12 protein-coding genes and 1 pseudogene are annotated in these 10,810 nt (G+C 75.2%); 11 read left to right on the top strand and 2 right to left on the bottom strand.

Annotated elements, in window-relative coordinates:
• From VGD85_RS14120 to VGD85_RS14110, 3 genes are all read left to right on the top strand, one after another.
• The coding region (locus tag VGD85_RS14120; RefSeq protein WP_331064078.1) for a C39 family peptidase at positions 1–872 on the top strand (872 nt) is incomplete at its 5' end.
• Positions 872–1,996, top strand: a complete 1,125-nt coding sequence (locus VGD85_RS14115) for a hypothetical protein (RefSeq protein ID WP_331064077.1) — start codon at positions 872–874, stop codon at positions 1,994–1,996. The genes VGD85_RS14120 and VGD85_RS14115, both read left to right, overlap by 1 nt.
• Before the next feature lie 161 nt (positions 1,997–2,157).
• Complete coding sequence (locus tag VGD85_RS14110; protein ID WP_331064076.1) at positions 2,158–2,808, top strand: DUF2461 domain-containing protein; 651 nt, start codon at positions 2,158–2,160, stop codon at positions 2,806–2,808.
• Between the two features lie 10 nt (positions 2,809–2,818).
• On the opposite strand, the gene VGD85_RS14105 is transcribed toward VGD85_RS14110, so the two are convergent.
• Entirely contained in the window at positions 2,819–3,271 is a 453-nt protein-coding gene (locus VGD85_RS14105) for a nuclear transport factor 2 family protein (RefSeq protein ID WP_331064075.1), read from the bottom strand.
• A 115-nt stretch (positions 3,272–3,386) separates the two neighbouring features.
• On the opposite strand from VGD85_RS14105, the gene VGD85_RS14100 reads away from it, so the two are divergent.
• Positions 3,387–4,502 (top strand): hypothetical protein, encoded by a 1,116-nt coding sequence (locus VGD85_RS14100; RefSeq protein ID WP_331064074.1) that lies wholly within the window; start codon positions 3,387–3,389, stop codon positions 4,500–4,502.
• A 15-nt stretch (positions 4,503–4,517) separates the two neighbouring features.
• Here VGD85_RS14100 and VGD85_RS14095 read toward each other — a convergent pair whose 3' ends face one another.
• Positions 4,518–4,976, bottom strand: a complete 459-nt coding sequence (locus tag VGD85_RS14095) for an Rrf2 family transcriptional regulator (protein WP_331064073.1) — start codon at positions 4,974–4,976, stop codon at positions 4,518–4,520.
• A gap of 213 nt (positions 4,977–5,189) precedes the next feature.
• Between VGD85_RS14095 and VGD85_RS14090 the strand changes: the two genes are divergently transcribed.
• The 7 genes and pseudogenes from VGD85_RS14090 to VGD85_RS14060 form a co-directional block, all read left to right on the top strand.
• The gene (locus tag VGD85_RS14090) at positions 5,190–5,681 is read left to right on the top strand and encodes a DUF2231 domain-containing protein (RefSeq protein WP_331064072.1); all 492 of its coding nucleotides are present in this window, start codon (positions 5,190–5,192) and stop codon (positions 5,679–5,681) included.
• Between the two features lie 20 nt (positions 5,682–5,701).
• Positions 5,702–6,391: a response regulator transcription factor gene (locus tag VGD85_RS14085; protein WP_331064071.1), complete on the top strand. Its 690-nt coding sequence runs from the start codon at positions 5,702–5,704 to the stop codon at positions 6,389–6,391.
• Between the two features lie 7 nt (positions 6,392–6,398).
• Positions 6,399–7,742, top strand: coding sequence for a HAMP domain-containing sensor histidine kinase (locus VGD85_RS14080; protein WP_331064070.1), 1,344 nt, complete (start codon positions 6,399–6,401; stop codon positions 7,740–7,742).
• Positions 7,743–8,119: 377 nt separating this feature from the next.
• Complete coding sequence (locus tag VGD85_RS14075; RefSeq protein ID WP_331064069.1) at positions 8,120–8,404, top strand: hypothetical protein; 285 nt, start codon at positions 8,120–8,122, stop codon at positions 8,402–8,404.
• A complete protein-coding gene (locus VGD85_RS14070; protein WP_331064068.1) occupies positions 8,401–9,318 on the top strand; it encodes an FAD:protein FMN transferase in 918 nt (305 codons plus the stop codon). Before VGD85_RS14075 ends, VGD85_RS14070 begins: the two co-directional genes overlap by 4 nt.
• A complete protein-coding gene (locus VGD85_RS14065; RefSeq protein WP_331064067.1) occupies positions 9,315–9,917 on the top strand; it encodes a hypothetical protein in 603 nt (200 codons plus the stop codon). Before VGD85_RS14070 ends, VGD85_RS14065 begins: the two co-directional genes overlap by 4 nt.
• Positions 9,914–10,810 (top strand): annotated as a pseudogene (locus VGD85_RS14060) (hypothetical protein); the annotation flags it as partial. The gene VGD85_RS14065 and the pseudogene VGD85_RS14060, both read left to right, overlap by 4 nt.

Raw genomic sequence — 10,810 nt, 5'->3', positions numbered from 1 at the left:
GGCCGGCGGGCCGGACCGAGAGCACCGGCGACCTCGACCCCGCGGCCGCCCTCGCGCAGCGGGCCCGGATGAGCCCGGCCGCGCGGGCCGAGGCCGACCGCGCCGAGCTGACGATGGCCGCGCGCTCGGTCGCGAAGGTCTGGCTGCTGCGCCACGACATCGAGGGCGTACCGCTGCCCGACGGGTTCCTGGCCGAGCACCCCGAGGCCCGCGCCGCCGTACCCGCCAGCAGGACGAGCACCGCCACCAGCACCACGGCGAGCGCCTCCACGAGCACCGCGGCGAGCGTCAAGACCATGGCCGACTACCCCTCCCGGGCGAAGATCCTCGACCCCGCCCAGGTCTCCGAGCAGCGCACGACCTACTGGTGCGGCCCGACGTCGATGCAGATGATCGCGTGGGGCTGGCGCGACCGGCGACGCAACCAGCGCCACTGGGCCGACCGGCTCGGCACCACCAGCGCCGGCACGTCGGTCTATGACATGGTGCGGGTCGTCAACCAGACCACGGGGTGGGACAACCGCAAGCACGCCGGCCCCTACATCGTGCTCGACATCGGGCGCTACGACTTCGACAAGTGGATGCTGCTGATGATGCGCCACCTCGCCGACTACCGGGCCCCGGTCGTCTTGCACCCGGTGCTGCACAAGCAGTTCTACCCGTACCTCGACGACGACGCCTCCGGGCACTTCCAGGTGGGCCGTGGCTATGCGAAGCGGGGCGCCAAGCCGGACCTGCTCGGCTACTTCGAGCCATGGAACCAGCAACGCTTCGACCCCTCCGAGCCGTTCATCGACCGGGTGCAGTGGCGCACCGCCTACAAGAGCTTCCGCGCCAACAAGGCCCACTTCGGGCACAACGTCGGGGTCTGATGCGCCAGCCCCGGTACGCCGCGACCGCGGCCGCCCTCACCGCCGCACTGGCCCTCGTGGCCGGCGCGTGCGGCGGCAGCGACGACCCCGCCGAGCCGGCGCCCACCCCGGCGACCCCCAGTTCCGGCACGCCGAGCGCGAAGGCACCGTCCGGCGGCACCGCCGACGACCCGGCCGTGCTCGAGCCGACGACCGACCTGCTCGACTGGCGGCCGGTCGACGGGCCGACCGGCGACGTGGTGACCCGGGCCGGCGAGTGGACCCTCACCGTGACCGGCAACGGTCGCGGGTCGTCCCTCGACGGACCCCACTCGAGCTCCGGTGGCGCGTCGAGCGCCGGGTCCGGGGACCGGATCAGCGACGGCCTGATCGACGGCGACTGGGCGGTGGTCGTGCGCCAGGACCGGGCCGAGCAGCGCCCGAGCATCGCGCAGGTCACCGACCTGAGCAGCGGTGAGACGTTCCGGCTCGACGGGCACTCCGACGTACCCACCACCACCGGCGGCGACTGGGCACTGGGCGAGGGTCGGCTGCTGCACGCGACGGTCGGACCCGGCGGCGCCTACTGCGTCGCGTCGGTCGACCTCGCCGCCCGCGCCTCGACCCTGGGCTGGTGTGCGCCCGCGCGGCACGGCTTCAGCGACCCGCGGATCACCCCGGCCGGCACCACCCTGCTCACGTTCGACGACTCCCGCCCGGCCTGCCGCACGCTCATGGCGCTCGACGGCGATCGGACCACGCCCCTCCCCGACGTCGAGAAGTGCGCCGGGTGGGACGCGCTGCTGACCGACGACGGGGCCGTGTGGTCGGTGGTCCCCAACGAGCACCGCGCCGAGAGCGTGCACCTCTACGCCCGGTCCGGCGAGGGCTACGTCGACCTCGGGCCCGGTACGGCGAGCACGCTGACCTGGTGCGCCGGGGCGGCGTACTTCGTCCGCGACCCGCAGCGCGACGGCGACCCAGCGGTCCTGATGCGGTGGACCGCGGGCGACGGGCTGGCGGTCGTCTACGAGTCGCCGGGAGGCGAGGCGTTCCTCAGCGCGCCGCGTTGCGGCGGCGACGCGCTGACGCTGACCGCGATGGCCGAGGCCGGCGACGAGCAGGTCACCGCCGACCTCTCCTGACGAGTTTTCCGCGACCAACCGCGTCACGTACGGCCGGCCGCCGCGTTGGACCGGTGTCGGAGCGTGGGGATCCGACGTCGCGGGCGGGGTGGTGTCGCTGCAGCGGGTGGCGCCACCCCGCCTCGCCCCGGCCCGCGAGGGCGCTGACTACCCTCGGGGGCGTGCCCGATCCCGAGACCCCCGCCTTCGGTGGCTTCCCGGTCGCCGCCCTCGACTTCTACGACGACCTCGAGGTCGACAACACCAAGAGCTTCTGGGAGCAGCACAAGGCGGTCTACGCCGAGGCGGTCAAGGCGCCGATGACCGCGCTCTGCGCGGCGCTGGAGCCGGAGTTCGGCGCCGCGAAGATCTTCCGCCCCTACCGGGACGTGCGGTTCGCGAAGGACAAGACGCCGTACAAGACCCACCAGGGCGCCTTCGTGCGGGTGGGCGAGGCCACCGGCTGGTACGTCGAGGTGTCACCGCGCGGCGTGCGCACCGGCGCCGGCTTCTACGAGGCGAGCGGCCCGCGGCTCGCGGCCTTCCGCACCGCGGTCGCGCACGACCGCTCCGGGCCGGAGCTCGAGAGGACGCTGCGCTCCTTGGAGCGGAAGGGCTTCGAGATCGGTGGCGACCGGCTCAAGACGACGCCGCGGGGGTACGCCGCGGACCACCCGCGGATCGAGCTGCTCCGGCACCGGTCGCTGGTCGCCGGCCATCCCCTCGGCTTCGAGCCGGTGATCCACACCCCGGAGCTGCTGGACCTGGTGCGCGCCGACTGGCGGGCGCTGCGCCCGCTGGTCGAGTGGGTCGCCGAGCACGTGCGCGACTGAGAGCTTCCGGTCAGCCCTTCGTGAAGGTCGCCATCGTCCGCTCGGGCTCCCAGTAGGCCTTCATCGACCGCACCCGGCCGTCGTCGCCGACGACGTAGACCATCACCAGGTCGGTCGTGGTGCGGCTGCCGTCGGGGAACGACGTGGTGATCCGGCCGACGTTCGCACACGTGTTGCTGCCCGGGTTGGCGAAGGAGTCGTCGATCTCGAACTCGAACGTCGCGATCGGCGCGATCGCGGTGTTCCAGAACGCGGTGAGGCCGTCGTGCCCGCGGTGGCCCACTCCCTCGGGGTCGAACATGGACGGCCCGACCGGGTCCTCGAGGACCGCGTCCTCGGCGTACACGGTCAACCACTCGGCGAGGTCGCCCTTGGCGACGGCGGAGTAGGAGCGCTGGGAGGCGGCGCGGGCGGGGTGGTCGTCGTTCGGCGCGTTCCACCGGATGGCTTCGGAGGTGATCACGCGCGCATCCTAGGCCGGAAGTGGAACACGTTCTAGTCCAGCGTGGGGCCGGCTCGCCGCCTGGACGTCACCCCGGGTTCACCGCCGCGCCGGTCGCGGGTGTCACGGTGCCGCCATGGGACGCAAGCGCAAGGCCTTCGTGCACATCGGCCTGGCCCGCAGCGACGCGGGGCTCCTCGTGCCCGCTCTCGCCGAGCACGCCGCGACGCTCGAGGCCCGCGGGCTCCGCAACCCGGCCGCCTCGCCGGAGGAGATGTTCCGCGCGGCCGTCGAGATCCGCCGGGACCACCGCGCCTGGGGCTACCGCCGCCGCGAGGTCGAGGGCACCTGGGCCGAGATCTGCCGGCGGGCGCACAAGGGCCGCGACGACGTGATCGTGAGCCAGGAGCGCCTGGCCGCCGCCAACCCGGCACAGATCGCGCTGCTCCTCGACGGGCTGGCCGGCTTCGAGGTGCACCTCGTCGTCACCGCCCGCGACCTCGGCAGCCAGCTCCTGGCCGCCTGGGGCGCCGGCGTCGAGGCCGGGCGCGCCACGTCGTTCTCCCGCTTCTGCAGGCGGGTCATGGACCCCGACCGCAGCCACGAGCAGGCGCAGCGCTTCTGGGCGGCCCAGGACCTCGGCGCGGTGCTCGAGCGCTGGCGCAGCGCCGTCCGCGCCCCCGACCGGGTCCACGTGGTCGTCGTCCCGCCGACACGCGAGGCCGCCCGGGACACCGTCTGGCGGGCGATCGGCGAGGTCACCGGCGTCCGCACCGCCGACCTGCCGCTGGGCGAGCACCCGGCGACCACCCCGGACGTGGTCGGCCTGGCCGTGCTGCGCATGGTCAACCAGGCGGTGGACGGCCGGCTCCCCGCGCACGCCCACGCGGAGGTCGTCCGTCGCTACCTCTCCGACGGGTCGCGGGCCGAGGCGGCGGCCCCGGCGCTGCCGGAGGAGCGCCGCCAGGACCTGCTCACCGTCGGCGAGCGCTGGCGCAAGGAGCTCGCGGAGGGCGGGTACGACGTGCACGGCGACTCGACCTGGCTGCTGCCCGGGCGGTCGGACCCGGGCACGCCCGCGCCCGATCAGGTGCCGGCCGAGGAGCGGCTCGCGACGGCCACGTCCGCCCTCGCCGACGTCCTCGTCGAGGTCACCCGGCTGCGCGAGCACAACCTGGCGCTCGAGCAGCGCAACGCCAAGCTGGAGCGCAAGCGACGCAAGCTCAAGCGCAAGGTCGCCGCGCTGGGCTGACACCCTGCGTGGGCATCAGTGCGGCTGCCAGGCGTCCTCGTCGGCGGTCCGGGAGGTGACGGCGTCGGGCAGGCTGCCGTCGGCCAACTGCTGGATCGACACCTGCTCGAACACGTCGCGCAGCGAGTGCCGGGCCGCGATCCAGACGTGCTGGAGCACGTCGGCGGTCTCGTTGTAGCTGACCGCCTCGGGGCGCAGGCCGTAGACCGAGACCAGCGGGCCGTCCACGGCGCGGATCACGTCGGCCACCGAGACCTCGGCGGCCGGGCGACCCATCCGCCACCCGCCGGACTGACCACGCTGGGACATCACGATGCCGGCGCGGCGCAGGTCGGCGAGGATCGCCTGCAAGAACCCGTGCGGGATCTCCTGGAGCCGGCCCAGCTCCTCCGCGCTCACCGCCCGGCCGTCCGCGCGCGAGGCCATCTCGATCAGCGCACGCAGGGCGTAGTCGGACTTGGCGGAGACGCGCATGCGTCCAGTGTGTCAGATGTGTCGACTTGTTCAGTCGACCTTGGCGGGTAACGAGAACGGGCCCGCCGGCGCCGCGCCGTCGCAAAGGTCCCGGCCCGTCGAGGACCATTTGATCTGGATTTGAGGCGGCATTGGGGCTCGTCTGAGAGGCGGCCCGCGATCGTCGGTCGCGCCGATCGGCACGAGGTCGATCGCGAGAGAGGAAGAACCCCGATGCCGTCCGACATCTTCGGCCTGCCCCTGCACCCGCTCATCGTCCACGCGACCGCGGTCCTGGTGCCGCTCGCGGCCGCCGTCGTGATCGGCGCCGTCGTCTGGCCCCGCTTCCGCGCCTGGGCCGGTCCCCTGCCGATGGGACTGAGCCTGGTGGCGCTGATCCTCACCCCGCTGTCCACCGCGAGCGGGGAGAACCTCGAGAAGCAGGTCACCGAGACGTCGCTGCTCGAGAAGCACACCCAGATGGGCGAGCAGCTGCTGCCGTTCACGATCGCGATGTTCGTGCTCTCGGTCGGGTTCTGGTGGCTGGACCGGCGGCGTACGACGGGCGCCGCGCCCGGCTCGACCGCGGACCGGATGCGCGTCCTCACGATCGGGGTGGGCGTGCTCGCCCTAGTGGCGGCCGTCGGCACCGGCGTCCAGGTGGCCCGGATCGGCCACAGCGGCGCGAAGGCCGCCTGGTCCGACACCGGCTCCGCGAGCGGGTGACCGGCAGTACTGTGACCGACATGGTGCGCCTCCTCCTGGTCGAGGACGACCCGGAGATCCGGCGCACCTTGTCGCGCGGGCTCGGCGAGCACGGCGCCATCGTCGTCCCGGTCGCCACCGCCGTCGAGGCGATCAAGGCCGTGACCACGGAGCGACCGGATGCGGTCATCCTCGACCTCGGCCTGCCCGACCTCGACGGCGCGGACGTCCTGGCGCTGATCCGGGCCGGCAGCGACCTGCCGGTCGTGGTCGCGACCGCCCGCGACGACGAGCGCGAGATCGTGCGGCTCCTCGACGCCGGTGCCGACGACTACCTCATCAAGCCGTTCTCCGCAGCCCAGGTGATGGCCCGGGTCCGGGCGGTCCTGCGGCGCGTCTCCCCCGCGGCCCCGCAGGATCCGCGCGTGGTCGTCGGCGGGCTGGTGGTCGACCCGGTCTCCCGGACCGCCGAACTCGACGGCGCCGAGCTGACGCTGAACCGCAAGGAGTTCGACCTGCTGTTCACGCTGGCCTCGCGTGCGGGCGAGGTGGTGACCAAACGCCAGCTGCTCGCCGAGGTGTGGCAGATGCCGTGGGGCGGGGCGGACCGGACGGTCGACGTGCACCTGTCCTGGTTGCGCCGCAAGCTCGGCGAGACCGCCGCGGAGCCGCGCTACCTCCTCAGCGTGCGCGGCGTGGGCGTCAAGCTCGTCGACCCCGGCGCCGGGTGAGCGGCCCGTGAGCCTGCGCGCGCGGATCCTGACGCTGGCGGTGGGGGCGACCGCGACCGTGCTGGTGCTGTTCGCGATCCCCCTGGTGCTGCTGCTGCAGCGCAGCGCCGCCGAGGAGGGCCGGGAGGGCGCCGCGGACGTCGCCCGCAGCGTCGCCGACTACGTGAGCACCGGCGCCGCCGACCAGACCCTGCTGGCGGCGTACGTCGACCGGCTCAACGCCCGCGACGACTCGCCGCCGGTGACCGTGCGGCTGCCGGACGGGACGCTGCTCGGCGCCGCGCTGCCCGACGGCGCCGCGGAGTACACCGAGCAGGACCCGGCCGACGGGCGCGGGCTCTCCGGCGAGGACGGTGACCGCGACGACGACCGGTTGATGCCGGTCTCCGAGGCCGAGGTGCACGAGGTCGACGGGGGCGAGCTGGTCAGCGTCCACGCCGGCACCGCCGACGGCCCGGTCCTGGTCGTCGCCTTCGCCGCCGGGCAGGACGTGCGCGCCAAGCTCGTCGATCGGCTCCTGCTCCTCGGCGCCGCGGCCGCCGGCCTGCTCGTGCTCGCTGCCGCCGCGGCCGAGGTCGTCTCCCGGCGCCTGGTGCGCCAGCTCGCCAGCTCGGCCGCCGCGGCCGACCGGCTCGGCGAGGGCGACCTGACCGCCCGCGCACCCGACAGCGGCCCCTCGGAGGTACGCCGGGTCGCCCACGCCCTCAACCGCCTCGCGGACCGCATCGACGACCTGCTGGCCGCCGAGCGCGAGACGGTCGCGGACCTCTCCCATCGGCTGCGCACCCCGCTGACCGCCGTACGTCTCGACGTCGAGGCGCTGCCGCCCTCCGACCGCAGTGAGGAGCTCGAGGCCCACCTCGACCAGCTCGAGCGGACCCTGACCGCGGTCATCCACGCGGCCCGCCGGCCCGAGCGCGAGGGGGTGCGCCCGCGGACGGATGCGGCGGCGGTCATGGCCGACCGGGTCGCGTTCTGGCGGCCGCTGGCCGAGGACCAGGGCCGGACCCTGACCGTCCGGGAGCCGGCCGGCCGGGTCGAGGTCCGCAGCTCCGAGGACGACCTGCGCGCGGCGCTCGACGCGCTCTTGGAGAACTGCATCGCCCACACGCCGGACGGCACCCCCATCGAGGTCGTGCTCGCCGAGCAGGGCGAACTCGTCCGCCTCGACGTCCGCGACCACGGGCCCGGGCTGCCCGAGGACGCCGTACGCCGGGGCCGCAGCGACCGCGGCTCCACCGGGCTCGGCCTGGACATCGCGCGCTCGTGCGCCGAGGCCAGCGGCGGGCGGCTCGAGCTGGCCCGCCAGGACGGCTGGACGGTCGTCCGGCTCCTCCTCGGCCGCCCCTGAACGACTGTTCCGGATGCCGAGTCGGCGCCAATGCAGACCGTCCGACCCTCGAGTCGGCGCCAGTGCAGACCGTCCGACCCTCGAGTCGGCGCCAATGCAGACCGTCCAACCCTCGAGTCGGCGCCAATGCAGACCGTCCGACCCTCGAGTCGGCGCCAGTGCAGACCCGCGTCGCTGCATTTGCGCCGACTCGGCACCCCACCGTCTGCAGTAGCGCCGACTCAGCACCCCCACCGTCTGCAGTAGCGCCGACTCAGCACCCCACCGTCTGCAGTAGCGCCGACTCGGCACCCGGGACGAGTGCGCACAGGCGGATTTGACGCCGATTTGAGCCGGCGTTTCGGCACCGCTGAGCAACGGCGCGCCACCGTGGGGCCATGACCGAGAGCCCCCGCCGCCACCTCCTCCGCCGTGCGCGCTACGCCACCGCCGGCATCGTGATCACCGCGGTCGCCGGCACGGCCGGCCTCACCGCGGTCGCCGCGAACGCGACCGGGGCCGCATCCGGCGGCACCGGCGGGAACCCGGGGACCACCGGCAGCGGTGGCACCACCGGGACCACCGACACCGGCCAGCGGCAGCGGGCCGCCACAGGCAGCAGCGGCGGAGGCGTCGTCCAGGCGCCCGTCGGCCAACCGCAGGCCGGGTCGAACGCGTCATGAGCACGCGCACCTGGCGGGACTGGTCGTGCACGGTCCGGGTGGTGCTGGCCCAGGACCGCACGGTGGCCATGGGCCCGGCCGACGAGGCCGCCCGGATCGTCGAGGAGCTGATGCGCGACGTCGACGCGGCGGTGAGCCGCTTCCGTGCCGACTCCGAGCTCGAGCGGGTCAACGACGCCGCTCCCCGGCTGGTGCCGGTCAGCCCGCTCGCCCGCGCCCTGGTCGAGGTCGCCCTCGACGCGGCCCGGCGCACCGACGGCGCGGTGGACCCGACGGTCGGCGCCCACCTGCTGGCACTGGGGTACGACGCGGAATTCGAGCTGGTCCGGGACCGGATCGCGGCCCCGGCCCGGCCGGTCGCTCGCGGCGACTGGACCCAGGTGGTGGTCGACCGCGAGCTCGGCCGGATCGGCGTGCCGCGCGGGCTGCGCCTCGACCTCGGCGCGACCGCGAAGGCCTGGACCGCCGACGAGGCGGCCCGTCGGGTCTTCGAGCGTCTCCGGGTGCCGGCGCTCGTGGAGATCGGCGGGGACCTCGCGGTCGCCGGCGAAGCCACCGAGCCGTGGCGGGTCCGGGTCGCCGAGACCGAGGACGGCCCCGGCGAGCTGGTCGGCATCACCCACGGCGGCCTGGCCACCTCCTCGGTCACCGGCCGCCGCTGGCGGACCCGGTCCGGCGCGGCCCACCACGTCGTCGACCCGGCGACGGGGCGGCCGGTCACCGGATCGGTGCGCACCGCGACGGTCTGGGCGGCCTCCGCCGCCGACGCCAACGCCTCCAGCACCGCCGCCCTGGTCTGGGGCGAGGCGGCCGCCGCGCGGCTCTCGCTGGCCGGTGTGGACGCGCGCCTGGTCGACCGGGCCGGCGCGGTCCGGCGGGTCGGCTCCTGGCCCGAGGAGGTGCCGGCGGCATGACGCTGTGGTTCCTGGCCCGCTCCGCGGGGTTCATGGCCCTCGCCGGCGCCACGCTGGCCATCGTCCTGGGCGCCCGGTCGTCCGGGCCCGCGGTCACGCGCCTCGAGCACCGCGAGTCCCGGGTGCTGCTGCAGCTGGCGCACCGTTCCGCGGCGGTCGTGACGCTCGCGCTGCTCGCGCTCCACGCGGTGCTGCTCGTCCTCGACAGCCACGTGGCGATCTCGGCCCCGGGTGCGCTCGTGCCGTTCACCGCCGGCTACCGCGGCACGGCCGTGGGGCTCGGGTCGCTGGCGGCGTACTGCCTGCTCGTCGTCGCCCTGGTCGGGGCGCTGCGCGGCCGGTTGGCCGGGTCGCCGGGTGCGGTGCGGTGGTGGCGCCCGGTGCACGCGCTGGCCTACGCCGTCTGGCCGCTGAGCATCGGGCACGGGCTGTGGTCGGGCACCGACAGCCGGACCTGGTGGGCGCTGACGCTGTACGCCGCGTCCGCGGTCGCGGTCGTGACCGCGTTGTGGAGCCGACTGGTCGCGGAGGAGGACCACGCCGCGAGGCCGCTGGCCCTGGCGCGGCACGAGATCCAGCGGGCCGGGAGGTCGGCATGAGCACGGTGCAGGTGCCCGGCGCGCCGACGGCGCTCGGGAACGCCCGGCTGCTCGCCGGTGTCACCCGCGGGGTCCGCGCCGACCTCGCCGCACACCGGGAGCACCACGGCGCCCAGCGTCGCCGCACGCTCGACCAGCTGGTGGCCGACGCCGCGCAGGTCCGCCTCCTCGGCCGCGGTGGGGCCGGCTTCCCGGTGGCCACCAAGCTGGGCGCGGTCCCGGCCGGCCGCGCGACCCAGGTCGTCGTCAACGGCTCCGAGAGCGAGCCGGCCAGCCGCAAGGACCGCACGCTGATGACGCTCGCCCCGCACCTGGTGCTCGACGGTGCGCTCGCGGTGGCCCGGGCGCTCGAGACCCGGCACGTGACGATCGCGGTCCACGACGGAGCCGCCCACGCGTCGCTGCGCGCCGCGCTGGAGGAGCGGTCCCGCCTCGAGCCGCTCCGCGAGCGGGTCGAGGTCCAGCGGCGGCCGGCCCGGTTCGTCTCCGGCGAGGTGCGCGCGCTGCTGCGCGGCCTCGACGGCGGCCCGGCCGTCCCGCCGAGCCGGCGTACCCTCCCCTCGGAGTCGGGCCTGCGCGGCGCCCCGACGTTCGCGAGCAACGTCGAGACCTTCGCCCAGCTGGCGCTGCTGGCCTCGCTCGGCCCGGCCGGGTTCGGCTCGATCGGCAGCCCCGAGGAGCCCGGCACCACGCTGCTCACCCTCGTCGGGGACGTCCGCACCCCCGGGGTCGTCGAGGTCCCGACCGACCTGCCGCTGGAGGCGCTCCTGCCGGGAGGGGGCGGGCCGGTGCTCCTCGGCGGCTATCACGGCCGGTGGGTGCGCGACGTCGCCGGCCTCACGGTCGCCCGGCCGAGCCTGCGCGCCGCGGGGCTGCCGCTCAACGCCGGGGTG

The organism is Nocardioides sp., assembly GCF_036401255.1.
Classification (GTDB): domain Bacteria; phylum Actinomycetota; class Actinomycetes; order Propionibacteriales; family Nocardioidaceae; genus Nocardioides.
Note: the sequence above shows the minus strand (reverse complement) of the source record. Positions and strands in the feature narration are given on the sequence as shown.